This is a genomic window from Acetobacter ascendens (assembly GCF_001766235.1).
Classification (GTDB): Bacteria; Pseudomonadota; Alphaproteobacteria; order Acetobacterales; family Acetobacteraceae; genus Acetobacter; species Acetobacter ascendens.
In genome coordinates this window covers 424,791-448,953 of sequence record NZ_CP015164.1, presented here as the reverse complement: position 1 = coordinate 448,953, position 24,163 = coordinate 424,791, and the positions used below count along the sequence as shown (strand labels likewise).

At 51.6% G+C, this 24,163-nt stretch carries 25 protein-coding genes, 1 tRNA gene and 3 pseudogenes; 17 read left to right on the top strand and 12 right to left on the bottom strand.

Features of this window, described 5'->3' with window-relative positions:
- Positions 1-9: 9 nt before the first annotated feature.
- Entirely contained in the window at positions 10-330 is a 321-nt protein-coding gene (locus A4S02_RS02240; protein WP_070322820.1) for an ArsR/SmtB family transcription factor, read from the bottom strand.
- Positions 331-426: 96 nt separating this feature from the next.
- On the opposite strand from A4S02_RS02240, the gene A4S02_RS02235 reads away from it, so the two are divergent.
- Entirely contained in the window at positions 427-1,518 is a 1,092-nt protein-coding gene (locus A4S02_RS02235) for an NADH:flavin oxidoreductase/NADH oxidase (RefSeq protein WP_070322819.1), read from the top strand.
- Positions 1,519-1,577: 59 nt separating this feature from the next.
- On the opposite strand, the gene panB is transcribed toward A4S02_RS02235, so the two are convergent.
- Positions 1,578-2,396, bottom strand: a complete 819-nt coding sequence (gene panB / locus A4S02_RS02230; protein ID WP_019089976.1) for a 3-methyl-2-oxobutanoate hydroxymethyltransferase — start codon at positions 2,394-2,396, stop codon at positions 1,578-1,580.
- A 184-nt stretch (positions 2,397-2,580) separates the two neighbouring features.
- Here panB and A4S02_RS02225 point away from each other — a divergent pair.
- Positions 2,581-2,666, top strand: a tRNA-Tyr gene (locus tag A4S02_RS02225).
- Between the two features lie 16 nt (positions 2,667-2,682).
- On the opposite strand, the gene A4S02_RS14750 is transcribed toward A4S02_RS02225, so the two are convergent.
- Entirely contained in the window at positions 2,683-2,859 is a 177-nt protein-coding gene (locus tag A4S02_RS14750) for a hypothetical protein (protein ID WP_228142433.1), read from the bottom strand.
- Positions 2,860-3,062: 203 nt separating this feature from the next.
- On the opposite strand from A4S02_RS14750, the gene A4S02_RS02220 reads away from it, so the two are divergent.
- On the top strand, positions 3,063-3,491 hold the full coding sequence (locus A4S02_RS02220) for a hypothetical protein (protein WP_157885526.1): 429 nt from the start codon (positions 3,063-3,065) through the stop codon (positions 3,489-3,491).
- A gap of 26 nt (positions 3,492-3,517) precedes the next feature.
- Entirely contained in the window at positions 3,518-4,030 is a 513-nt protein-coding gene (locus A4S02_RS02215) for a peptidoglycan-binding domain-containing protein (RefSeq protein WP_070322817.1), read from the top strand.
- On the opposite strand, the gene A4S02_RS14745 is transcribed toward A4S02_RS02215, so the two are convergent.
- Positions 3,958-4,845, bottom strand: coding sequence for an IS5-like element IS12528 family transposase (locus A4S02_RS14745; RefSeq protein WP_408736036.1), 888 nt, complete (start codon positions 4,843-4,845; stop codon positions 3,958-3,960). The two genes, A4S02_RS02215 and A4S02_RS14745, sit on opposite strands and share 73 nt — an antisense overlap.
- Positions 4,846-5,139: 294 nt before the next feature.
- Here A4S02_RS14745 and A4S02_RS02210 point away from each other — a divergent pair, with 294 nt between their 5' ends.
- The 6 genes and pseudogenes from A4S02_RS02210 to tnpC all read left to right on the top strand — a co-directional run bounded on the left by A4S02_RS02210 (position 5,140) and on the right by tnpC (position 9,630).
- Positions 5,140-5,553, top strand: coding sequence for a restriction endonuclease (locus tag A4S02_RS02210; protein ID WP_070322816.1), 414 nt, complete (start codon positions 5,140-5,142; stop codon positions 5,551-5,553).
- A gap of 390 nt (positions 5,554-5,943) precedes the next feature.
- Positions 5,944-6,585, top strand: a complete 642-nt coding sequence (locus A4S02_RS02205) for an RNase A-like domain-containing protein (RefSeq protein WP_228142432.1) — start codon at positions 5,944-5,946, stop codon at positions 6,583-6,585.
- Positions 6,557-6,940 (top strand): annotated as a pseudogene (locus A4S02_RS02200) (hypothetical protein). Before A4S02_RS02205 ends, A4S02_RS02200 begins: the two are co-directional and overlap by 29 nt.
- Positions 6,941-7,252: 312 nt before the next feature.
- Positions 7,253-7,612 (top strand): IS66-like element accessory protein TnpA, encoded by a 360-nt coding sequence (gene tnpA / locus A4S02_RS02195; protein ID WP_070322815.1) that lies wholly within the window; start codon positions 7,253-7,255, stop codon positions 7,610-7,612.
- Complete coding sequence (gene tnpB / locus A4S02_RS02190) at positions 7,609-7,956, top strand: IS66 family insertion sequence element accessory protein TnpB (RefSeq protein WP_012812355.1); 348 nt, start codon at positions 7,609-7,611, stop codon at positions 7,954-7,956. The genes tnpA and tnpB overlap by 4 nt, the downstream gene beginning before the upstream one ends.
- 63 nt (positions 7,957-8,019) lie before the next feature.
- Positions 8,020-9,630, top strand: a complete 1,611-nt coding sequence (gene tnpC / locus A4S02_RS02185) for an IS66 family transposase (RefSeq protein WP_070322814.1) — start codon at positions 8,020-8,022, stop codon at positions 9,628-9,630.
- Between the two features lie 379 nt (positions 9,631-10,009).
- Here the strand turns inward: tnpC and A4S02_RS02180 are convergent, their stop codons facing one another.
- Positions 10,010-10,549 (bottom strand): cupin domain-containing protein, encoded by a 540-nt coding sequence (locus tag A4S02_RS02180; protein ID WP_070322813.1) that lies wholly within the window; start codon positions 10,547-10,549, stop codon positions 10,010-10,012.
- A 202-nt stretch (positions 10,550-10,751) separates the two neighbouring features.
- Between A4S02_RS02180 and A4S02_RS02175 the strand changes: the two are divergent.
- Positions 10,752-10,970: pseudogene (locus A4S02_RS02175) on the top strand (hypothetical protein); the annotation flags it as partial.
- 184 nt (positions 10,971-11,154) lie between these two features.
- Here the strand turns inward: A4S02_RS02175 and A4S02_RS02170 are convergent.
- The 3 genes and pseudogenes from A4S02_RS02170 to A4S02_RS14730 form a co-directional block, all read right to left on the bottom strand.
- Positions 11,155-12,540 (bottom strand): IS1380 family transposase, encoded by a 1,386-nt coding sequence (locus tag A4S02_RS02170; RefSeq protein ID WP_070322584.1) that lies wholly within the window; start codon positions 12,538-12,540, stop codon positions 11,155-11,157.
- 75 nt (positions 12,541-12,615) lie between these two features.
- Positions 12,616-12,840 (bottom strand): annotated as a pseudogene (locus A4S02_RS02165) (transposase); the annotation flags it as partial.
- Between the two features lie 577 nt (positions 12,841-13,417).
- Positions 13,418-13,564 carry a helix-turn-helix domain-containing protein gene (locus A4S02_RS14730; RefSeq protein WP_265733695.1) on the bottom strand — a complete coding sequence of 49 codons (147 nt, stop codon included), beginning with the start codon at positions 13,562-13,564 and terminating at the stop codon, positions 13,418-13,420.
- Between the two features lie 131 nt (positions 13,565-13,695).
- Here A4S02_RS14730 and A4S02_RS02155 point away from each other — a divergent pair.
- A protein-coding gene (locus A4S02_RS02155) for an IS3 family transposase (protein ID WP_099046874.1) occupies positions 13,696-14,783 on the top strand; the annotation gives its coding sequence in 2 pieces (ribosomal slippage) (positions 13,696-13,957 and positions 13,957-14,783; 1,089 coding nt in all).
- On the opposite strand, the gene A4S02_RS02150 is transcribed toward A4S02_RS02155, so the two are convergent.
- Positions 14,766-15,506, bottom strand: a complete 741-nt coding sequence (locus A4S02_RS02150; RefSeq protein WP_157885525.1) for a hypothetical protein — start codon at positions 15,504-15,506, stop codon at positions 14,766-14,768. The two genes, A4S02_RS02155 and A4S02_RS02150, sit on opposite strands and share 18 nt — an antisense overlap.
- A gap of 81 nt (positions 15,507-15,587) precedes the next feature.
- On the opposite strand from A4S02_RS02150, the gene A4S02_RS02145 reads away from it, so the two are divergent.
- The 4 genes from A4S02_RS02145 to A4S02_RS02130 are packed head-to-tail and all read left to right on the top strand — an operon-like array spanning position 15,588 to position 19,373.
- A complete protein-coding gene (locus A4S02_RS02145; RefSeq protein WP_208858905.1) occupies positions 15,588-17,408 on the top strand; it encodes a TonB-dependent receptor in 1,821 nt (606 codons plus the stop codon).
- 10 nt (positions 17,409-17,418) lie between these two features.
- Complete coding sequence (locus tag A4S02_RS16255; protein ID WP_070322809.1) at positions 17,419-17,721, top strand: TonB-dependent receptor; 303 nt, start codon at positions 17,419-17,421, stop codon at positions 17,719-17,721.
- A 1-nt stretch (position 17,722) separates the two neighbouring features.
- Positions 17,723-19,036, top strand: a complete 1,314-nt coding sequence (locus tag A4S02_RS02135; RefSeq protein ID WP_228142431.1) for an MFS transporter — start codon at positions 17,723-17,725, stop codon at positions 19,034-19,036.
- Positions 19,002-19,373 (top strand): cupin domain-containing protein, encoded by a 372-nt coding sequence (locus tag A4S02_RS02130; protein WP_070322808.1) that lies wholly within the window; start codon positions 19,002-19,004, stop codon positions 19,371-19,373. The genes A4S02_RS02135 and A4S02_RS02130 overlap by 35 nt, the downstream gene beginning before the upstream one ends.
- A 196-nt stretch (positions 19,374-19,569) precedes the next feature.
- On the opposite strand, the gene A4S02_RS02125 is transcribed toward A4S02_RS02130, so the two are convergent.
- From A4S02_RS02125 to A4S02_RS02115, 3 genes are all read right to left on the bottom strand, one after another.
- Positions 19,570-20,961, bottom strand: a complete 1,392-nt coding sequence (locus A4S02_RS02125) for an NAD-dependent succinate-semialdehyde dehydrogenase (RefSeq protein ID WP_070322807.1) — start codon at positions 20,959-20,961, stop codon at positions 19,570-19,572.
- 84 nt (positions 20,962-21,045) lie between these two features.
- Positions 21,046-22,203, bottom strand: coding sequence for an iron-containing alcohol dehydrogenase (locus A4S02_RS02120; RefSeq protein ID WP_019089654.1), 1,158 nt, complete (start codon positions 22,201-22,203; stop codon positions 21,046-21,048).
- An 87-nt stretch (positions 22,204-22,290) separates the two neighbouring features.
- Positions 22,291-22,884 (bottom strand): TetR/AcrR family transcriptional regulator, encoded by a 594-nt coding sequence (locus A4S02_RS02115; RefSeq protein WP_019089655.1) that lies wholly within the window; start codon positions 22,882-22,884, stop codon positions 22,291-22,293.
- A gap of 298 nt (positions 22,885-23,182) precedes the next feature.
- Here A4S02_RS02115 and A4S02_RS02110 point away from each other — a divergent pair, with 298 nt between their 5' ends.
- Positions 23,183-24,079 (top strand): delta(1)-pyrroline-2-carboxylate reductase family protein, encoded by an 897-nt coding sequence (locus A4S02_RS02110; RefSeq protein WP_070322806.1) that lies wholly within the window; start codon positions 23,183-23,185, stop codon positions 24,077-24,079.
- Positions 24,080-24,163: the final 84 nt, after the last annotated feature.

Sequence of the window (24,163 nt, the reverse complement as noted above, 5' to 3'; positions counted from 1 at the left end):
ATCAATATATCAGACTGGTTGCGGAGCTTGCTCCGCCGCCAACAAAATAGCTGCCAGCAAGCCGGGAAAGCGCACTTCCATATCCTGCAAACGCAGGCTGTTCATATGCGTCACCCCCACAACTTCCGTGCGTAACAAACCAGATTTACGCAGCACCGCAAAATGGTGAGAGATAGAAGATTTAGGCCGCCCATCTTGCAATGGTGCACAGGCCTGAGGCTGATGCTGCATCAGCTTTTGCACAACAGAAAGCCGAAAAGGGTCTGCCAGCGCGTGCAGAATACCCGCCAGCTGAAAGTCTTCGGGGGCAGGATGATCATACTGCTTCATGGGTTGCGCTTGAGCCCTTAACTCTTGCCTACAGGATTAGTTCGATTATAGTCGAACTAATGGTCGTGCAGACCTAATCTGTAACGGAGACTACGCATGCCGACACTGTTTGATACTTATACCTTTAAAGATATTACCTTGCGCAACCGTATTGTGGTTGGTCCCATGTGCCAATACACAGCGCAAGAAGGTGTGCCGAATGATTGGCACAACGTGCATTACCCCACACTGGCCCGTGGTGGTGCAGCCCTTGTTGTGGTGGAAGCCACAGCAGTTTCCCCCGAAGGGCGCATTACACCCGGCTGCCTTGGTTTATGGAATGATGAGCAAGCTGCTGCTTTTGCTCCTATTACGGCAGCCATCAGCAAAGCGGGGGCCGTGCCGGGTATCCAGCTTGCCCATGCCGGACGCAAAGCCAGCGCACATGTACCGTGGGAAGGTGATGACCATATTCCAGAATCAGACCCCGCAGGTTGGCAACCCATTGCCCCCTCTCCCGTAGCATTTGGAGCTAACCTGCCCCGCGTGCCTACGGAAATGACATTGGATGACATTGCCCGTGTAAAAGCCGATTTTGTGCGTGCCGCAGAACGTGCGCGGGATGCCGGTTTTAAATGGCTGATGCTGCATTTTGCTCACGGATATCTGGCGCAAAGTTTCTGGTCTACCCATTCCAACAAACGCACGGATCAATACGGCGGATCTGCTGAAAACCGTGGCCGCTTTTTGCTGGAAACGCTAGAAGCCGTGCGTGCCGTATGGCCCGAAAACCTGCCCCTTTCCGCCCGCTTTGGCGTAATTGAATTTGATGGACAGGATGAGCAAACTCTGGCGGAATCCATTACTCTTGTTCAGAAAATGAAAGGCGTGGGCTTAGATTTTCTGGATGTCAGTATCGGGTTTTCCACCCCCACCGCCAATATTCCGTGGGGTGCCGGGTTTATGGCCCCGTACGCTCAACGCGTAAAACAGGAAGCCGCGCTACCTGTCACAACCTCATGGTATATTAGCGAAGGCCGACAGGCAGATGCGCTTATCCGCACTGGTGCGCTGGATCTGGCAACGCTTGGGCGACCGTTCCTTGCCAACCCGCACTGGCCGTATGAAGCCGCACGCGCTTTGCACGTGAAAGATGCCGGAAAAGTTCTACCACCTTCTTACGGGTGGTGGCTGGCGCGTTATCAGTAACGCGGAGTTACGCGCGCGTTCCGGGCTCTCCCTCAGATGCCCGGAACACAGTGAGAAACTTATTTTTTCTCTGGCATTCCCACACATTCAGCCGGGCCGGGAAAGCTGCGGCTGCGCACGGCTTGCGCGTATGCAGCCGCAGCCTGCTCAACTTCCTTACCCAGATCAGCAAATTTTCTCACAAATCTGGGTGTAAAATCAGGGAACAGCCCCAGCATATCTTCTGTTACCAGCACCTGCCCGCCACATGCGGGAGAAGCCCCAATGCCAATGGTGGGAATATGCAATATCTCGCTGATCTTGCGGGAAAGCGGTTCCATTGTACTTTCAATCACTACCGCCCATGCACCAGCATTTTGCACAGCGCGCGCATCTGCCAAAATCTGTTCGGCCTCATCACCTCGGCCAACGGTACGGAAGCCGCCATGCGCATGCACAGCCTGCGGTTTAAGCCCGATATGCCCCACAACCGGAATACCGCGCTGCACCAAAAACTGAATGGTCTCGGCCATTTCCTGCCCGCCTTCCAGCTTTACGCACCCGGCACCTGTTTGCGCCATAATCTGTGCCGCCACCCGAAACGCCTGCTGCGGGCTTTCCTGATAACTGCCAAAAGGCATATCCACCGCCACACAGGCCTGCTGACTACCACGCACAACGGCCTGACCGTGCGCTATCATCATTTCCGGCGTGACTGCCAAGGTAGAATCCATACCGTACACCACCATGCCTAAAGAATCCCCTACCAGCAGCAGATCACAATGCGCATCCAGCAGGCGAGCCATGGGAGCCGTATAAGCGGTAAGAGACACGATGGGAGCATCCAGCGCCGCCAAAGATCGCGGTGTATGCCGCTTGACTGTTTGATGTCTGCTCACGCGTATTCTCTCCTTGTTTCAGTTCAGGATCATAGATCAAAAGTGGGGGCAGCTTTCCCGCATCCCCTTCGGCTGTCCAGCCCTGCCACGACCCGAAGCAAAGCAAAACCACAAAAAGAAAAAGAATGTCCTTCAAAGCATTGACAACACTTCTCCAACCCTTTAGATCACGGCTCAACAAATCGGAGGGATGCCCGAGTGGCTAAAGGGGGCGGACTGTAAATCCGCTGGCGTACGCCTACGTTGGTTCGAATCCAACTCCCTCCACCATTTTCCTTAAAAATACTCAATAAAAACAAAAATTCGCAGCCCGTATGGCTTCTCCCGATAGCCACGGCAGAATCTTGTAAACCGATGCCATTTCACCAGTAGCAGCCACCAGCCCAAAACGGCGCATCACGGAACGCACCTGCCCGCTTGTTGCTGTACCGTTAGGCAGACAGCCCGCTTCAAACCGGTCCACAAGCCTCTTGATACCGGATACGAGGCCCGTTTCGTCTTCAGCCCGTTCTTTGATCAGTGCATCAAGATAGGCGCAAGATAATCTTGTCTCTTCAACAATCGTGGAAAGAGATGTGTCATCCCGTGGTTCGGTAGGATTGTAACCTCTGACTCCCCAAAATCATCTTCCAAGGGTATGACGAAGCTTTTTTGGGGAGGGGTATTATGGGCCGCAGAAGCTCAAAACCATTCTGGGCTAGGGACTATAAAAAAGCGGCCTATACCAGACAATACTATCGCCGTAAGAAAGCAGAGCAACGTATAAGTGGCATTGCTGGTATGGCGATTATTTTTGGCGGTATTTTTGCCTTCTCTCATTTTAATGGAGGGCATTCATCAAAATCTTTCCCTGCCACACCATCCTTGGTGCATCCCGCTGCAGCAGAAAGCTCTCCAGGACTAGAGACATTCGGTCATTACAATCCTGATTTTGATTGTAACGTTGATCACTCCAAAGATAGCATCGCCACATTGCTATGTGAAAATAGTAATGCCGCACAACATGAGTTGATCTTTGATCAAACATACTACGCGCTGCGGCAGATCGTTGGAAAACACTTAAGCAGCAGGTCATATCTGACGATGGAGCCTTAAAGGTTTGCATAGATTCGTCTGCGCCCATGGAAGGAACACCTAAAGCAGATCCAGATTGCTACATTTCCAAAATGGGGGAAATTACAGATAAATACAAAACAAGATTATCTGGTGCCTCTTTGGAAGAAGCCAATCGCGATATCAATGAACATATCAAACTACAGCAACAACTTATTAATCTCGGCTATATGCCTGCAGGAAGTGTTGCCGATGGTGTGTATGGAGAAAGCACACGTGCTGCTATTATAAAATGGCAAAAAAACATCGGATATCATAACCCCACAGGGTTCCTTTCCGATGATGATGTACCCAAACTCATGGCTTCAACACCTGTTGTACAGGTCACCTCAAAAAGTGAGCCGAAATATACATCACCTATGGCTCCAACCAATGAGCAAGAAAGCAGAAAATCTTTCCTATGGATGATTATTATCACTGTTCTTGTAATGGCTTTTATCTTCTTTCGTCATAAGGTCAAAAAGAATGAATATGAAGCTACATGGGATTTAATTAGAGCCCTTTTGGAAATTGACGGATGAGCGTTTCGGCGTAGCATGAGGCTTCCCATGGCGATGTGGATCATGGCCTCTGCGACGTCGATCCGCTGTTCGTAGTCCTTCACAAGGCGACGCCAGCGGATCATCCAACCGAAGGTCCGTTCCACAACCCACCGACGCGGCAGGATTTCAAACCCTTTTGCTGTCTCTGACCGCCGGATGATCTCGACTGTGAAGTCGAGAAAAGTGGCCTTATCCATCAACTGGAGGCGGTCATAGGCTCCATCGGCAAACAGGTGCTTCACCCAAGGCCAGCGTTTACGAATGGCATCAAGGATCATCTGTCCTCCTGCACTGTCCGAAATATCGGCTGTTGTCAGCTGGACCAGGAGAAGGCGGCCATCCGTATCAACTGCGATGTGACGTTTCCGACCGACGATCTTCTTGCCTGCGTCATAACCACGTGTCTTTGCGTGGGGTGCCTTGATACTCTGGCTATCAATGACACCACCCGATGGACTGGTTTCGCGTCCTGCCGCTTCACGATCGAGCATCAGACAGACATCATGAATGGTCTGGAACAGGAAACGGCGCATCAGCCTGCGGAACCACCAGTAAACCGTTTGCCATGGGCCAAAATGAACCGGAAGCATCTCCCAACCGCAGCCTGAGCGCACGAGATAGCGCAGAGCATTGATGATCTCACGGAAATCGGTTGTCCGTTTCCGACCACGCCGGTTCGCAGGGGGCATCAGAGGCGCTATGCGCTCCCATTCCTCATCTGTCAGATCAGACGGATAGCGTTTCGTCTTGCGTGTAATTCCGGCCATGCGGCCTCGTTGTGCTGGCGTCCACATCCTGCCTTTGAATCACGCTCAAAACCTCTTGAAAACCTATCATAGCGAATTTCCAAAAGGGCTCTTAGAACCGAGATTTATACGCAAAAAAAGAACCTTCAAATAGCGAGAACTCAGAAATTAACTGCTGACGCATATGGGACCGTTGACGTCACAAAATGGGTCAAAGAAATAAATTACTTTATCAATACACGCATTTCTCCAATCATTTCCTCTCGCATACAAGATGAAAAAAGACGCGACAAACTGCGTGCTGCTGCCGGGATTTTAATTGAGCAGATCGCTTCCGAACCCTTGCAAGCTGACACAATCACAACAGCGTATCGTAGTGATCCAACAGTTTTTGATCCGCGTATGGATCCTTTTGATTATGAACAATATTGCGCGCTTATATTAAGAAACGCAGGATGGGATGCCCAAGCCACAAAGCAAAGCGGCGACCAAGGGGCAGACGTTATTGCACAAAAAGAAGGCGTGAAGATTGTCGTGCAATGCAAACTCTATAGCGGAACCGTTGGAAACGCAGCTGTGCAGCAAGTATATACAGCAAAAACTCACCGAGGAGCTCAAGCCGCTCTTGTTGTTACAAACTCGACTTTTTCAGCATCAGCACGAGAGGCAGCAGCAACAACAGGTGTTTATTTAATCCATCATGCACAACTTGCTGATACGGCAGATGAAGTATTTCGCCATTTCAAATACTCATAAATTGTGCATTTTAAAAGACAATCATTGCCAGCAAATAACCGCCAGAGCAATTAACCCAAGATAAAATCTACCGTATCTTGAATAGTTCCTGGCGGCATACACCAACAAGCATAAATCAGGTCAGCCCTAAGTTGGCCTGCCTGGCCCTAAAGCGTATATCATTAAAAGCATTCCGCGCTTCTTTCACGATGGCTTTTGGATCATCGTTCGGGGCCGTAATATTGATGTGGGTGGTGATGTTGTTATCGAACCACCAGCCTATCTGGTCGTTTGGATCTACATATTAAATACAGTTCGGATAGTGATATTCACTGATCCGGACTTTCCCACAAAATCATGATCTTCCCAAAAAGCGCTCTGGCATAAGCTACGGCGCGGCTCTGAGGGCACATGCGCCCCCCCTCTGTTGCGGGTCTGGCAGGTGCGGCTGCGGACGCCCTGATCCCGGGCGGACTGCTCCATGCAGCGGGGTCTTTCGCGGCCACTCGGGCCATTCGCGTGGCCTCAGCGGATGCAGGCCGACTGACCTTCCTGCATGCCGATATCGCCCCGGAGCACTTCCACCGGCCTTCGCCGTCTCCTCAACCGCCAAGACTACCCACCAACCAGAACCTTCTCTCTCCCCATCGACAGAAGCGGCTCGATCTCAACCGCCATGAGGCACCCCCACATAATCGCAAGGCAGGAGGGCATGTCTTGCTGAAGCACGTCGATCCAACCGAGGAATATATCGAACGCCGGTTTACGAAGGAAAAACGCCCTGTCGTTTCATTCTTCACTTCGAAGGAGGAGGCTGAACGTGCTATTCATAAAGTGCTCAGAGATAACTCCCATAAGATTGATGGCTGGCTTAAAAGTGCCAAAAACGGGAGTTCAGTCCACGCCGAAGGATATCTCTCTGGGAGTGGAGCCATTGTTATCGAGAACACCAATCGGATACGCAAAGCGGCGCAACATATCCGCGTTACAATTATCAAAAAAGAACACATCGGGATAATTTACTATGTCCAGACAGTTAAACTGTACCAATGATGATATTCTTGACATGTTCCCGCGTTTAAAAAATCTTGGTGCCAGTTCATTCGGCGAGGAGGCTGATCTCTTTGGCGATACATTGGCAGAGGTTATTGAAGATGCGCCGCAGGGACGTCGCTTGCCGTTCAAGTTATAAACAATCAACGAATTAAAGACCTTATTGGCTTGTAATGATGCGGAAATCGACCATACAACTTTGATTTTGATCAGCATAAGTCCCATGGCGGATGTTGAAGAGCCACCAAACTGGGGCAGCTTTCCCATCCTACGGGCATTCTGGTCAGCCGTTCTGCATACTTTTGAAAAAGACCCCAAAGTGCAGGCGGGAAGAGAGATTGACCCGATTATGTAGAGACGGCTTGCTCGCCAACACCGAATACAGGGATGTCTATTTTCATGTGTTGGCGTTCCAGACGCAGGCTTTCCGCTAAAGCAAATCACCCCTTAGTACAAAGCTACCTACAAGCAAAAAGCTGATGACTGCCCTCACCGGAGGGCGCGCACCTTCACCAGCCAATCGCCAGCCTTGTCCTGCCGAAAATCCAGAAGGTCACTCTGGAAATAAGCGTAAGCGGCCGCTTGAGACCGCCTTATGAGTGAGGATTGTGAGTGGTAAGTTACCGTCGTTAACGACGTCGTTATTGACGTTGTTTGGGAGGTAGCTATGGCTCAAGAAATCCTGATTGGCGTTGAACGCCGTCGCCGCTGGTCGGATGAACGCAAGCTTGCGATACTGGCTGAAGTTGGTGTGGACGGGGCAAGTGTATCGGATGTGGCCCGTCGGCATGACCTGACCCGTCAACATCTTTACCAATGGCGGACGTCTTTCCGCCACAGACTGTCTTCCCCGGATCAGTCTGTGACGTTTGTTCCTGTCGCTGCAGTGAAGACACCTGCTCTGGTCTCTGGCGATGATAATGAAGGGCTGGCCATTATGCTGCGTAATGGCCGCAGTATCAAGGTGACGGGACATCCTGCAGAAGAGTTTCTGGCGAAGATCATCCGGATTGCCGAGACAGCATGATTGGCGTGGGCAACGGTGTGCGCGTCTATCTGGCCTGCGGGGTTACGGATATGCGCAAGGGGATATCGGGTCTGGCTGCACTGGCACAGGACGTGCTGCGTCAGAACCCGACATCGGGAGCGCTCTTTGCCTTTCGTGGTCGCCGTGGGGACAGGATCAAGCTTCTGATGTGGGACGGTCAGGGGTTCTGTCTTTATTACAAGGTGCTTGAGAAGGGACGTTTTCCATGGCCCTCGCCGGCAGAGGGCGTTGCACGCCTGACAGCCGCACAGATGGCCATGCTGTGGGAAGGCATGGAGTGGAGACGACCTTCCTGGTCTGCGCCACCGTCTCGCGTGGCCTGATTTTTATGGCGTGATCGTGCAGAACCTTTTGTCTTTTATTGGGTTTTCTGCTATTTTTTCATAATGACGCATGCGCCCGCGGTCCTGCCTGATGATCCAGATATCCTGAGGGACATGATTGTTTCCCTGCAGACTGAAGTGGCTCGGCTTTCCGCTTCAGCCCGTGCGTATGAAGCTCTTGTCCAGTCTCTCAAAATCCGGATCGCGCGTCTTCAGAAACAGAAATTCGGGGCCAGTTCAGAAAAGATAGACCGTGAGATTGAACAGCTCGAACTGCTTCTTGAAGATGTGAAAATCGCCATCGCGGCAGCCGATCCTTCTCCTGACATCAGGGAGCACGATGACAGCGATGGTGTGGTCTCTTCCCCCAGATGGCGCGGCAAACCAAAGGTTTCCGACACGACACCACGGGAGCGTATTGTTCTCGACCCGGGCGAGGCCTGTCCCGCCTGTGGCGGTCCCCTACGCCTCGTTGGCGAAGATGTCACCGAAATACTGGACTTTATTGCGGCAAAACTGAAAGTTGTCGAAACGGCACGGCTGAAGAAATCCTGCCGTCATTGCGAAACAATGGTACAGCCTGAAGCACCGTCGCGCCCTGTCCCACGGGGCATGGCTGGCCCCGGGCTGCTGGCCCATATCCTGGTCTCAAAATTCGATGATCACATTCCGCTTTATCGTCAGAATGAGATCTTTTCCCGTCAGGGTGTGGACATTCCCCGTTCAACCCTGATCGACTGGTGTGGTCAGGCCGTTGCCGTTCTGCGTCCTCTGACAGATCTGATCCGTCAGGATGTCGTAAAGGCAGACCTGCTACATGCTGATGACACACCCATCCAGGTTCTTGACCCCCGTCTGCGTCAGGCTGGCAAACCCCGGGGCGTGAAGGAAGGGCGGATCTGGACCTATCTGCGCGATCCCCGCCCATGGGGAGGGAGTGATCCGCCCGCCGTGGCCTACTGGTTCTCTCCCGATCGCAAGGGGATCAATCCCCAGACCCATCTGGCACAGTTCCGGGGCATTCTGCAGGCTGACGCCTACGCGGGGTTCAGGGATCTGTATAAACCCGATGCAACGGGAACCGTGCATGTGCGCGAAGCGGCCTGCTGGGCTCATCTCCGCAGGGCCTTCCATGATGTCTGGAAGGGCAGTGATTCGACAATCGCAAGGGAAGCACTCGAGCAGATCGGGGAACTCTACGATATCGAGCGGCAGCTCACCGGGTCTCCTGCTCCGTATCGTCTGGCTGTCCGACAGGAAAAAAGCCGCCCTCGTGTCACAGCATTCCACGCATGGTGCGAAACACAGCTCGCCCGTATCCCAGGCAAGGGGGAACTGGCAAAAGCAATCCGTTATGCGCTCAACCGGTGGGCAGCCTTTACCCTCTTCCTCGAAGATGGTCGTGTTGCCATCGACAACAATCCTGCCGAGCGGGCCATACGACCGGTATGCGTCGGGCGGAAAAACTATCTGTTTGCCGGTTCAGACGCCGGGGGCGACAACATCGCTGATGCCATGACGCTTATCGAAAGCGCAAAACTCTCAGGCATCAACCCGCACGATTACCTCGCCGACGTCCTGGCCCGTATCAACGAGCACAAGATCAATCGGCTCCACGAACTATTGCCATGGAATTGGCAACCCCTGAATACACCGCACAGACAGGCCGCATAATCAAGGCAGCCCAGAACGGCCCGTTACAAATAAGCTGCCTCACGCGAGCAAGCTTTTGTCTCCCCAGCCCAGTCTCGGAATGTGAGCGCAAACCATGCACAGTCATCCCTTTGGTGCCTGCAGCATGGATGAAGAGCATTCATAATTTCTGAAATGTTTTTCCATTCCGCTGCTTTGTGATGTTGCACCTTAGTGATTTTGGATGGTGCTAGGAGCATAACGGAAAGATGCTGATACCCGCAGCGGCAAGACCAACCATACCGAAACCAGAAGCAGCGCCGGGAATATCCGCACCACTTAAAATAGCCGCCAGCAAGCAATGCCGCTCCCATAAGCCATGTCCGCCTATGCCTGATTTTGCTTACTCAAGCCTGATGTTTTATTTGAAGCGACATGCCTCATCCACTGTAGGCGCTTCTGCCAACTGAATCACCATCAGCGTTACCGGGCCAGGCATTACATTGCCGCCCAAATGTCCTTTATGCCCCTGCGCATCAGGAAGTGTTCTTTGATCTTCGCCTAAAGATATATCCCCCGGTCCCATTTCAACACGTGTGCCATCCATTGCCTGAACAAACCATGTGCCTTTCAGTGGAATAATCCACTGCACCTTAGGATCGGTATGCCATGCACCGTTCCAATGATTGGGCTGCACTGTTGAAATAATTTGCACCTCTCCTTTGGAAAGCACGTCTGACCACTGAGGAGCCGCTGGCTTGTTCATTGTCTTGAGAGTGTAATGATGAAGTGGGCACTTTGTCATATGGCTTACGCCATTATGGTCTGCCCAGTTGTGCCAGTAATAGGTAGTAGGCGATTTTTCTAGCTCATTCTGGACCATATCCTGAGCGCACACAATATGTGTACTCAAAGGGAGAAGGCCAACAAGTACCAGCCCGGCAATTATACGCTGCACCATACTTTTCCCCTAACCTATAAACGTATGAACCCCTTATCAGCCCATAAGTTGCTTTCGATAAAACACGTTCAGACATGTCTTCAAGTAACGTGTGTCTGGCAAAGGGGAAGTGTCGTAATTGAGAGTGCCAATCGGCAGCGCAAGACTGCACGGCGTATCCAAATTATAATTATCAAAAAAGAATACAACGGGATGATTTACTATGTCCAAACTGTTAAACTTGACTAAATATGACACTCTTGACCTGTTTCCGCGTCTCACTAATCTGGGCGCCAGTTCGTTCGGCGAGGATGCGGATCTCTTTGGCGATACATTGGCAGAGGCCATTGAAGATGCACCTCAGAGGCATCGTCTGCTGTTCACGCTACAAACAGTCAACGAATTAAGAACTGTATTGGCTTGTAATGATGCGGAAATCGACGCGGATTTCTCACACTTGAGGCAATTTCGGGTCATTTTGTAGAATTCAGCCATCCCACAGGAGCCCGATCTGGAATATTGACGATATTCTGCTTCTGGCGGCGGGTTCTGAACGCAGTGAGGGTGTCACGGCCTGAGAAGGCAGTGTTGGTGGAAGCTATGTGGTCTGTGCACTGTCTGTTTCTTCAGATGGCCTGCCGGAGCCTTCGCAATCGTGCATGAGCGAGGGCGAATTCATGCTGACAGGGGAACATGTCCGGCATGGACAGGACAATCCGACGGACGCTGAGCGTTACACGTGTCGCGATTTTGAGCAGTCGTGCGCGTATGGTGCCACAGGTCGCCGTCTCCAGGCTGGTCTGGCCAAGGGCCAGTCTTTGCAGAGCGGTCAGCAGGACATAGGCTGCGGCCGAGAACCACAGCCGGAGCTGGTTGGCCCGGATGGTGTGGGACGAGGTCCTGTCTGAGAACAGATCCATCTGGCATTCCTTGATGCGGTTTTCCATATCCCCGCGTGCGCAGTAAATCTGTTCGTAGAGATGGCGGGGGTCGGACATTCCCTGCGGTAGCGTGGTGACAATAAAGCGATGATAGCGGTTGCCGTGGCGCCATTCGGCCTTGGCCACGACCCGCCTGCGGCGCGTCCAGCTGTCCTTTGTGATCCAGTCAAAGGAGGCGAAACCGCGCGCAGCTCTGCCTGTCGTGGCGGCTTCGTCACGAACCTCAGCGGACAAAGAGGCAATCCGGTCATACAGGCGGGTGTTGCCTGCAAGCCCGAACAGGAAGTCAACGTGGTTGTCTTCGCACCATGTCATCAGACTGTCCCGGGCGAAACCGCTGTCCCCACGCACCAGGATACGCACCCGGGGCCAGCGGCTCCTGATCTGCTCCACGATCCGGCGGATGTCTGCCAGTGCTTCCTTCCCCGGGTCCCTGTCTGCCGTGCGCAGGGTAGCGCTGAGGAGATGGTCCCCGCAGAAGATGTATAACGGCAGATAGCAGTTATGGCCGTAATATCCATGAAAGGCCCGGCCTTCCTGATGGCCATGGATACGGTCATCGGTGGCATCCACATCCAGAACGATCCGGGCGGGTGCGCGCTCATGCTGGTCCATGAAAAGCGTCACGAACAGGGTAGCCAGGGCCTCATGATCAGCAATGATGCGGCAGTAACGATCTGCCTGCTGCCCACTGCGCTCCAACCGGTTCAGCGTGGATTTTCCTGCCAGTGCCGCACAGTTGGCCCGGCTTCCTGACAGACGTCCCGATACCAGACCCATGACAGGATCATGACGTAAAGCGTCATGGTCATTAAGGTCTTCATAGCCCAGTGCCAGGCCCATGATCCGCTGACGGACAAGGTCTTCAACCCGGTATTCCACAAAGCCGGGATGCCGTTCATCGCGAAAACAGGCAGCAAAGCGGCGGCTGAGACCCAGAATGTCATCAGCCTGCTTCACCAGAATGACGCCCCCATCCGAACTCATGCGACCCCCGTCAAAACGGGCCACAACACGCCGTCCACAGGAGGCTGGAAACTCATACGCGCCTGCGCTACACTCTGTCTGCATCGGGTTCGTTTATTGCTTATGAAAAATTATTTTGTACAAAACAGACTTTTTCATAATCTAACCCGATGTACAACCCTTCTGTGAGATTTCCGCGTCAACCCGGTATTCCACAAAGGCAGGATGCCGCTCATCGCGAAAACATGCAGCAAAACGGCGACTGAACCCCAGACTATCATCGACCTGCTTTACCAGGATGACACCGCCATCCGAACTCATGCGACCCCCGTCAAAACGGGCTACAACACGCCGTCCATAGGAGGCTGGAAATTCATACGCGCCTGCGCTACACTCTGTCTGCATCGGGTTTTCTTATAGCTTACGAAAATTTCTTTTACACAAAATAGACTTTTTCATAATCTAACCCGATGTACAACCCTTCTGTGAGATTTCCGCGTCGAGCACGTCAGCAAGGCTGTTCTTGGTATCATTCCAACAGTTGAGCCTGAAGAACCACCAAACTGGGGCAGTTTTCCTAGCCTGAGGGCGTTCTGGTCCGCCGTTCTGCACGCCTTTGAAAAAGACCCCGAAGTACAGGTGGGAAGAGAGATTGACCCGATTATGTAGGGACGGCTTGCTCTGGCAACAGAGCTGCCAGATAGCCAAGCCACCGAAGTAAAAGGAGCCGGTGTTTCCGATTTACTGGCTGCGGCGTTGAAAGACGAATAATAAACCTGTCAATTCAACGTATTTGAGATAACGCGGGACAGTTTATCCCTCAATGTGCAGCGGTGCTTGGCTTTCATGCCTTGTGAGATACTACATTTTAGTATCACCAGTAACAACGGAGCCACAACCCACCTCCGTCACACAGATCCTCACCTTTATGCCGGGATACTTTTAGAGAGTCCGACTTGGAAAATACAGACTTAAAAAACCTTTACAATATCTGGCGCTGCCACATGCTGGGCGCGCATCCAAATTGTCGCTGAAAAGCCGCACTGAAGTGGCTTACATTGCTATAGCCAATTTCCATTGCCGTTTCTGTTACGTTTTTGTGCCGTAGCAAATGCCGTGCCTGTTCCATGCGATGCGCCTGATAAAGAGCATAAGGTGCACACCCAAATTGCTGACGGAACAGCTCCTTGGGTAATCCCCCAATAAAAAGAGTGACTTTTGAATGAGAATTTTCTCAGCGTAAGAATTGAGGAGATTCTGATGAAGAGTGATCGCTTTACTGACGCCCAGATCATGGGTGTGATCCGCCAGGCTGAGGGCGGTGTCCCGGTTCCTGACCTGTGCCGGGAGCATGGGATTAGCAACGCCACGTTTTACCGGTGGCGCGCGAAATATGGCGGTATGGATGCTTCGATGATCAGTCAGATGAAGGCTCTGGAAGAGGAGAACCGTCGGCTGAAGCGCATGTATGCGGATTTGAGCATGCAGACGGATATCCTGAAGGAAGCCCTTGGAAAAAAATGAAGCGGCCAGCCCAGCGCCGGGAACTGGCCGCACAGGCTGTGGCGCATCATGGGGTCAGCATTGCGCTGGCCTGTCGGATTTTTGGGATATCCGAGGCCTGCTTTCGCTATCGTCCGCGACTGGCAGCGGAGAACGACAGGATTGCCGCTCTTCTGGTGGGACTGACTCAGGCTCACAGGAGATGGGGATTTGGTCTGTGTTTCCTGTATCTGCGCAATGTGCAGGGACAGCTCTGGAATCATAAGCGGGTTTATCGGATCTATCGGGAACTGGAACTCAACCTGCGGATTAAACCCCGCAGGCGTCTGGTTCGCGAAAAGCCTGAAAAGCTGTCGGTTCCGGCCCTTCCCAACAGGGTCTGGTCCATGGATTTTATGGCGGACAGGCTGATGGATGGACGTGCTTTTCGTCTCCTGAACATTCTGGATGACTTCAATCGTGAAGGACTGGCGATCGAGGTTGATTTTTCCCTGCCAGCCTGTCGGGTTGTCCGCTGTCTGGAACAGGTTATGGAGTGGCGTGGCAGGCCAGAAGCCATCCGAATGGATAATGGCCCTGAATATGTCAGTCATACGTTGGTTTCATGGGCCGAAAAACAGGGGATTACCCTGATCTATACGCAACCGGGTAATCCGCAGCAGAACGTCTATATTGAACGCTACAACAGAACTGTCCGGCAGGAATGGCTGGAGCAGTATTTGTTTGAAAGCATTCAGGACGTGCAGGAGGTCGCAACACAATGGCTCTGGACATATAACCATGACAGACCCAACATGGGGAACAGCGGGCTAACCCCCGCCCAGAAACTAAAAACAGCTGCCTGAATTCTCATTCAATGCCCCACTAAAAATGGGGGGATTACCCTTGAAGCGCGTAGGACTGAGATCGCACATCGCTGCCAATTGCGGGATCGTTGGAGCCCGGTCAAAGTGTTTGAGCAAAGCCTGTCGTGCTGTTTCAAGGCGCGCTATATTTTTCTTATTAAGCTGCGTTTTCTCTGTTCCCCACGATGTAAAAGCATATCCTAGTATGGTCATTGCCATTCCATACCCCCTCAGCACGTCAGGGGTACTGATTTGCGAGCAAGAGCCAGGCGCCGTCCGCAAATAACCAAGGAGTTGCTTAGCTATCCTCATAGCCAGATCCTGTAGCCCAAGCGGCCGGGCCTGAATGCCGGTAAAAGGCTCAACGTGCATTTGTTCAAGAAGCATTGATGGAGCATGAATCTCGAGAGCCGAAAATTCTGCACTATTCTCAAATGTAAAAGTTTCAGAAGATGTGCGCGCAAGAATCAAATCTCTTGCCTGGAAATGATACTTTTGGCCCCCGGCCTTCATGCTGCATGTTCCTGATAGAATGACAGTGCAGCGGGTGGTCACGCTCGGTTCATCAAAATAGCCGCTCAACTCGCCTCCCTGTGCAGCTAAAAACCCACTTGCCTGCAACCCTCCAGGAAAGGTGCGTGCATGCGGATGCAATAAGGATGTTCCCGCAACAATATCTGGATGTGATTGATGAACTTGAGTTGAGCTGACGTCTGCCATCATGGCACTGTCTTTCCTGTCCGATCGGGGTAAGTCGGCTGATCCGGGTGGCGAGGATAATAATAATTATTATCATCTCGCTTCATGAAAGAAAACCTCGCCCTTCCAACGTTCAGGAACAACTCTCGTCTGCGGGGTGTCAGTTCTCTGACTTTCCTCTGCACGGCTTTAACTGCGTTCCCTATTTCTGGAGGGGCTGCCAAGGGGCCAACAGTAAAATGCATCTACAAACCAGAACATAATCCTACAAATTCAGACGATAGATGCATTGCCACTAAAGAGACTTTCACGGTCAGAGGCAAACGAGCTGTTTTTATCTCACCCGTAAGCACAACCCACATTACCGCCCAAGAAATGCAGGCCTATAGAATGCAAACTCTGGGTGACATTGCTGAGCGTGTTCCCAATCTATCCTATACCAACACAACGCCAAACAATCCTGTTCTGATGGTACGTGGGCTTGGCGGCACGGAGGATGAAGGCCCCGTTCTTTACACGCCCGTTTTGATTGATGGTGTTCCTGTCCCCAGTTTTGCCATGGGGCAAATGTTTGATTTCAGCAATGTAGACGTACTCCGTGGCCCTCAACTTACCGAAGGTATCAACGCATTTGGCGGTATGGTTTCAGCGCAGTCACGAGACCCCGGAAACCATTTAGGAGGAGCGCTGGATTTTGAATACGGGACAGGAAACCGTAAACGGGCAACTTTTTCGGGTGATCTTCCTATTAATGCTTCCACCAGCCTCCGCCTGTCTGTTGGCGGAGAAACTGCCGATGGCTACATCCACAATCATGTTTTGAATCGGCATGATACGGGTGGCTGGCACGGATGGTTTGGCCGCATCAAGCTACTACACAAAGACAGCGCGGGTGGTGAATGGCGCTTCAGTTTGCATCATATGCTGAATCACGGGGGAAACGATTATTTTGAAACGCCCCAAAATGCCCGTAACCATGTTTCGCACAATACATCTGAGGGCGTGAACGATACGGAGTATCTTCTCGGCTCCGCGCAATATCACCGGCGGTTTAACCAACATATGATTCTGGATGTTACGTTCGGGGGTGTTTCTACCGACTGGCGCTACAGCAATCCCTATTCAGTTTTTTCCGCCAACTCCGGTTTCACGCTGCCAACGCGCCAGATTGGTGGTTCCGTCATGCTGTCAGGAACGTCCGGCAAGATAGACTGGAAAGGTGGACTCTACGGACAGCAGGTTAAACGTTGGGCACCGTATGACTTTGACATGTCGCCTTACTACGCCAGCCGCACGACTGCCACCTTAGCAACAGCTAACATTGCCTTCATGGGGGAAATAGGTTGGCATTTTTCGAAGAATTGGCGCCTCGTGCCATCGCTGCGTATCGAGCATGTTAATAGCTCCCTTAGTAACTGGACGAGCTCCATGAGCGGAGATACGCCTTACGCTTATAGCGTACAGGAAAGCCTCCCACGGCAGACTCTTTCCAAAACAGCGCCTCTCCCTGGGCTAAAGTTAGAATATAATCCCCGGTCATCCGGGAAGCTGAACCAATTTGGCTGGCTGAGTTACTCACGCTCATTTTTACCGCCGAACTACAGCCCTTATGGGTCCTACGCCAGTACGGTCTCAATACCTTACGCTTCCAGCTACGGCAATAATCTGGAACTGGGATACCGCCTCGGAGACCTTACAAATCGATGGTCCATAGAAGCTACAGGATTTGCAAATTTCCTTTCAAACCTTCAAGTTTCTGCAACAAATGGCGCGGGGGAATCCCTTATCGGAACAGCTAGCACTGCACACTCTCGGGGTATGGAAGCAGCAGCTCACTGGAAGCCACTCGACACACTACAGCTTAATGCGTTTCTAGGCCTTACCTACGCAGCATATGATCGTTTCGTATTTGGCGGCTCATTATAGCGGCAAACAAATGGCAGGCACGCCCAGAAGCAACTTCGGCTTCTCCGGTGAATGGCATCCCACTCCCGGATGGACCGTCAGTGCCAGTATTGTTCGGCGTGGACACACCACACTCTACCCTAGCAGCAATATTCAGAACGCACCTTATGTGCTCGTGGATGCGCAGATTGAGAAGCGTTGGAAGCACTGGAATATTGCACTTTACGGACACAACCTGACCAATTCGAGCTATTTCACACGCGGTCTGTCCGGTGGATATGTTGTAGCTGCCAATCCGCGGCAGCTTGGCTTCCGTGTCGGAGTGAATTTCTGACATGAAGACGACACCATATTCCAATCAGGTCACTAAAGTTGAAACAAGGCAAATGCCATTCAGGCGGCTCCTGGCAATCGGACTCATGTATGGCGCGCAGGGTATTCCTGCAGGGCTAGCCTTCAACACGTTTTCAACCATTTTGCGCCATAGTGGCACCCCATTAAAAGATATCGGTCTGACAGGACTGGTGTTTCTACCTTGGGCGCTAAAATGTTTCTGGTCTGGCATGGCTGATAATGCCGGCAAGCGTTGGGGTTACGGATACCTCGCATTATGGACGCATCTGTCTGCGGTTGTGGTATGCCTGCTTCTGGGTTTTTTCCCTCCTGAACATCATTTTCTGTGGGCCTTATCCGGTATCCTGCTTCTGAATACAATTTTTGCCACACAGGACATTTTCACAAATGCTTGCGCCGTCTCTCATATGAGAGGGCGAAATGCAGGGCTAGCTAATGCTTTGCAGGTTATTTCATTTCTTCTGGGTATGGTTGCAGGTGGTGCAGGATCACTCTTTATTTACGGGCAGTTCGGTTGGCGCGGTGCCATGTGGGGAATGGCGTGTGAACTCATCATCCTGTGGATGTCACTTTTGCCATTAAGAGCCTGTATAGAGCCTATCCACGTATCCAAAAAACCATCTCGCCTTAGGGATCTTTTCCGACAACCGGGATTTTGTTGGGCATGCCTGATGGCAATTACTTTCAAATTCGCCAATTCAGCACTCGCCATGCTGCTCCAGCCTTGGCTTATAGACCGATCTTTCAGCTTGAACTTTGCCGGAACACTACAGATGACAAACATCCTCTGTGGAGCGCTCGGAGGCGCGCTTATCGGCTTCCCTGCCGTCAGATTCCTGGGTTGCCGTCGAGCTGTGACATTACTTATTTGGCCGTCCACCTTACTCCTCGGCACGCTGTTACTCCTGCAGAACGTAAAAATCGGAACGCCAGCATTTCTATATACCGGACTTGGCATGGAAAACTTCATTGATGGGGGATTTTACGTCTCGGTCTGGGCCACACTCATGAATTGGTCTTCTGAAGAAAGACCTGGAACAGACTATAGTTTTCTCCAATGCGGGGAAAGTCTGGCGAATGTAATTGCCGGCATGTCTATCGCACCTCTGGCATCCATCATCGGATACAGCAGAACCTTTTTGATCACATGGATCACAGGTGCATTCATACTGTTGTTTGTGGTTTCAGCAATCAGAAAACTTGCGGGCCTTTGTGATGACACAATGCCTGACAACAACCATACAAAGAAATGGAACATTGATGATGATCTTCAATCTGCCCAAAGAAGCCACTGATCTATCAGTTATTGATATTGGCAAAAAGACAGAGGAAGTTTCCACAAACGGGCTTAAAATGCTTTTTTCGTTTGGCCCCCATGATGTCGGGCTTTTGCGTTTCAGAGGCTCGACCCCATGGGAAGAACATCCAAATGATGAGTTCCTTCTCGTCGTCGAAGGAGAAACAATGCTGACCCTACGCACGGCAAATGGTGAAACCACTTCTACAGCAAAAAAGGGAGACGTTCTGGTTGTTCCGGGAAAGATCTGGCACCGGCAGGATGCGCCTGATCCAGTAACTCTAATGTTCATCACAAATCATGATGGCAATCGTCATCAGCCTGCCTCTGAATAAAGCCGACATGTTGCGTAAGAGATGAAGTCCGTAATACCATTTTAGCGCAACCAAACCCCATACAAAAAAGGGACCTCCATAATGGAAGCCCCTTTTTAGGTTGTCTGTTACGGCCTATGCGGCTTTCACACTATACGGTGCAGGCATCATCTTTGGAAAATCATCCAGAAATGTTGGCCACTTCCAATCATACAAATCAGAACGCTGCGTCGATATCCACTACATTGATGAGCTTGTGGTTGATGAACTCCTTAATGCCGAGGCCAATCAATTCACGGCCATAGCCTGAGTTTTTAATCCCACCAAAAGGTAGGTCTGCCTTGGGCGATAGTGGATGGTTAATCACCACCATACCGGTGCGGATGGCCCGTGCTACACGGGTGCCTCGGGCTTCATCCTTTGTGAATACGCTGCCGCCTAGACCGTAGGGCGAATCATTGGCAATGCGGATGGCGTCAGCCTCATCCTTCGCGCGGTAGATCTGGGTAACAGGTCCAAAAAATTCCCAATGGCGTGCAGGGTTTTTCTGATCCAGATTGGACATAAGCAACGGCTGGAAGAAAGCACCCTGTTCGGGAACTGGCGCCCCAATTACCTCAACTTTGGCACCAAGGTCCATCGCCCGCGTGACCTGATCGCGCAAGTCATCAGCAGCAGCCTGAGATGACAACGGAGCCAGCGTGGTTGTGGGGTCCATCGGGTCACCTGCTTTGAGGGCTGCGACACCTTCTTTGTAAAGAGCAACGAACTGATCATAAATAGCATCAGCTACAATCAGGCGCTTTGCAGAAACACAAACTTGGCCAGCATTCCAGTGGCGACCGATGACCGCCCAACGCGCTGCTTTTTCAACGTCAGCATCATCAAGCACGATGAAAGCATCTGCTCCACCGAGTTCCATGGTGGCCTTCTTCAGTGCCTTGCCAGCAATACCAGCAATAACCGTGCCTGCGCCTTCTGACCCCGTGAGTGCGATACCGCATACGCGAGGGTCATTCAAAATCATGGCTGTGTGCGGGCGTGCTGCATACAGGTTGCGGAACAACCCTTTGGGCAGCCCGGCTTCTGCCATAAGTGTATCAAAGGCAGCAGCGCACTGCGGCAGGTTGGAAGCGTGCTTGAGCAGCACGGCGTTACCAGCGGAAAGCTGCGGCGCAATAATACGCACGACCTGATAGAAGGGGAAGTTCCACGGCTCAATTGCCAGCACGATACCAAGCGGCTCATGCACCAGCATGGCTTTGCCTTCTGCCGGGTCTGCTACAGGCAACAATTCCGGCTTCAGAAGTGCTTCTGCATGTTTTGCATAGTATTCGAAAATTTCAGCAGAAAGAATAATTTCTGCTTTAGATTCTTCAAACAGCTTGCCCATTTCCAGCGTGCCCAAACGGGCATACTTATCAACATCACGACGCAAAATGGCAGCAGCGGCATTCATTACCTTTGCTCGCTCTGCAAAGGATGTATCGCGCCAAGCTTCGAAAGCAGCATGCGCCTCGGCCAATGCGGTCTGAACTTCCGCATCAGTAGCCTCTGGGAAAGTTGCAACAACTTCGTTAGTATAAGGATTGGTTGTGGCGTAAGCCATTTTTAAGTCTCGTTTCTCATTAATTTATTGGTTGCCGGGATAACGGGCTGTTCCCCCTTACCCCGGCGATAGCGACACTTCAGGTCAGGCAGCGGCTTCCAGAATTTTGCGGCTTACATCTAGGGTAACATCACCGTTTTCACCCAGATGCGTCATGCCATGATCTTCAAGCTGACCAACCAGATCGTTGATGCCTTCAGCACCAATCTCATAGGCAGACAGACGAGTTGGTACGCCCAAACCTTCGAAGAATTCCTCAGTTTTACGAATGGCAGCATCAATCCGCTGATCTTCCGTACCATCGGTCAGGTTCCATACCCGCGTTGCATATTGCAGCAACTTGGCGCGCTTTTCGGCACGCCGAACCTTGATTAACGCAGGGAATACGATGGCCAACGTGCGGGCATGATCAATGTGGTATTTTGCCGTAATTTCATGACCAATCATGTGCGTGCTCCAATCATGGGGCACACCCGCGCCGATCAAGCCATTCAGGGCAAGCGTTGCAACCCACATGAGGTTGGAGCGCAGATCATAATCATCTGGTGTCGCGACAATACGCGGCCCGATCTCAACCAGGCTGGACAGCAGCCCTTCTGAGAAGCGATCTTGCGCCATGCCATCGACCGGATAGGTCATGTACTGTTCCATCACATGGACAAAGGAATCCACCACCCCATTAATCACCTGCTTCATGGGCAAACTCATGGTGCGCATGGGGTCCAGCACAGAAAAACGCGGATAGACTAGCGGGTTGGAGAACAACAACTTGTCACCCGTAGACTGGCGAGAAATAACGCTTAGGCAGTTCATTTCTGAACCCGTGGCAGGCAAGGTGACAACCGTGCCCAGCGGAAGCGCTTTTGTTGCGGCTTTACCCTTGCTGACAAGAATATCCCATGGCTCACCTTCATACGGCACAGCAGCCGCGACAAACTTGGTGCCATCCATGACAGAGCCGCCACCAACAGCCAAAAGGAAGTCGAGCTTTTCCTCCCGCACCAGAGCCACGGCCTTCATAAGGGTTTCATATGTAGGGTTGGCTTCAATACCGCCAAACTCACGGAAAGTGCGGTTCCCCAGCGCTGCCCGAACTTCAGCCAGCGTGCCACTACGTTCGGCACTTGCACCACCATAAAGCACAAGCACGCGGGCTTCGGGCGATAGCTGTTCATCAAGCCGAGCTATCATGCCTTTGCCAAACAGGATGCGTGTAGGGTTATAGAATTCAAAGTTCTGCATTGAGACACCTTATTAAGATCGGCCTTTGTAGTAGACCGGTCGTCTATTTATTGCGCAAAGTAAAACGCTGTGCGCTTTCCCTGCTTTCTAGATTTCCAGAAGCCGTTTGGTTGCCTGCCAAGCTTGGTCAAACGGCTGAGAACTGTGTGTAATTTTCACTATCAGGGTCGAACCCAGCCAGAGCTGGTAAAGTGAGGCCGCAAGCATTTCCGGCTCCTGCCGGTTGCCTATTGAGCCTTCTCCCTGCCCCGCCGTGATAAGTGCGCTAAGCCGGTCAATAACACTCCTGGTGCCACCTTCCAGAATGGCCCGCATCCGTTCCGAAAGATCAGAGACTTCCGCTGCAAGTTTAACAATCAGGCATTTATTCCCAATCTGCTTACTAAGATGCGTATCGCGCCAGAACTGACAGTAACGCGCTATTTTTTCGGCTGCATTACCATCTGCATTTTCAAAAAGATCATCCATTTTTACCAAATAATCTTCAATATAAGTTCTAAGAAGCTCTTCCCCAAATACTTCTTTTGATTCGAAGTAATGGTAAAAAGAGCCCTTGGGAACTCCCGCAACATCCAATATTTGCGTCAGACCAACAGCCGAAAAACCACGCTGGCCGATAAGCGGTTTAGCCGCTTTCAGGATGTGCTGCCGAGCAGCGTGATGTTTCTCTGCAATCTTCATAGGAGCTTATATATGGACGAATACATTGCCTGTCCATATAAAAAATAGACCGGTCGTCTATTTTTTATATTCCCTCCTTTCCCATGCCATACGTTAAGCAAAATAATAGGTAGCAAATAGATTATATAAGAATGGGTGCCTGAAACTCATTTTGTGTCCGATTGTTCCGAACCGCCTCAACCCCAGCATTTTTCTACCAGTGCATGTATCTGTGCAGGTTACTGCCCCTTGACGTTCACTGTGCTGCGCTGTGCAATCAGCGCCATAACCCCGAACTCAAATATGGAACATGCCCTACATGCAATATTACGGTGCGCCAGAAACGCAGGCACTTTTACCATTTCCTGCATTGGTGAACATGCTGGCCCGCACAGTGCGCGATTACGCAAATGGTGCCATTACATGCCCGCCTCGTACCGTTGTTCCCACGCAAGATGGCAACGGCACGCTTATGTGCATGTCAACCGTGGCAGAGGATTTGATTGCCACCAAAATACTCACAATTTTTGGTAAAAACCCTGCACTCCATCTTCTCACCATTCAGGGCATGATTACATGCGCCGATGCACATGATGGACGCTTCCTTTTCAATCTGGATGGCCCCACTGTAACAATGCGTCGGACATCAGCCATGAGCATGCTGGGTATTCGCACATTTGCTTCTGATGCTGTAAAACGGGTGTTGATTATTGGCACAGGCACCCAAGCCCTTGCGCATGTAGAGGCACTCTCAGCCCTGTATCCGGGCATTGAGGTTGTCATCCGTGGTCGCACTCCAGAACAGGCGGAGCATTTTTGTAAGCAGTATGCAACGCACCTACTCACACTGCGCCCAGCAGCCCCCAATGAAACTCCGTTTGATGTTGTTATCACCACCACAGGCAGCACAACGCCCATTTATGATGGAAAAGCCGATCCGCACTGCCTTATTATTGGTGTAGGTGCCTATCGCCCCGATATGGCAGAAATTGCGCCACAGATTGTACGCGCCAGCCAGCTTTATGTGGATGACCCGATTGGTGCACCAACAGAAGCCGGAGATATCTTGCAAGCTGGGGTAAACTGGAACAGCGTGCATGCACTGGCGCAAGCACTGGATACACCCGCAGACCCAATGCAGCCTGTATTCTTTAAATCCGTTGGGTGCGCAGTATGGGATCTGGCAGCCTGCCGCGTAGCACGCACCATGCTGTAAGGCGGCCTTCTGCAAACAAGCAATCTCTCCATTGCTCTATTCTGGCTTCATATTCCTGAGCATAGCATCCATTAACGTAACGCA